The organism is Chelativorans sp. ZYF759, assembly GCF_012911015.1.
Lineage (GTDB): Bacteria > Pseudomonadota > Alphaproteobacteria > Rhizobiales > Rhizobiaceae > ZYF759.
On record NZ_WVVV01000067.1, the window covers coordinates 1 to 529 of the forward strand.

The window sequence follows — 529 nt, forward strand, 5'->3', positions numbered from 1 at the left end:
CGTCAAGCGCCGCGGCAAGGGCTGCGAGGCGCTGGGTCAGGCGCGTGGCGCTGATGAGGTCGTCGGAGGAAGGTGGCGGCGGAAGCGGTGCGGGTTCGGTCACGCCGGGCACGACAATGCGCGGGGCGGCGTGCGGGGGCACGGTGGGGCGGCGCGCGCCATGGAGATTGAGCCTGCGGGGCGGATCGAAGAGGGGGAAGGAGGGGATTCGCTTCGCAGGAGAGGATGTGCCGTCGTGGGCGGCTTGAGTCGGCGCGATCGTGACGGCGATGCCGAGGCGGCGGAGCAGCGGTTCGATCGGCCTCGGCCGGGGCTTTGGCTGGCGCGGGCGTGGCGGTGGCACGGTCAGGCCCCTGGGCGGCGGCGATGATGAGGCGGCGGGCGGCGGATTCGGCCGGGCGCAGCAGGGCCAGGATCGCGCGCCAGAGCAGGCGGGGGAGGGTCGCGCGGAGCTCTACCTCCCCCTTGTGGGGAGGTCGACGCGAAGCGTCGGGTGGGGGTTGCGACCTCAAGGTCACCCCCTCCCGCG

General features: G+C 74.5%; 1 pseudogene. It reads right to left on the minus strand.

The annotated features are described in order from the left end of the window. A pseudogene (locus tag GRZ55_RS23075) lies at positions 1-343 on the minus strand (hypothetical protein); the annotation flags it as partial. Positions 344-529 lie beyond the last annotated feature (186 nt).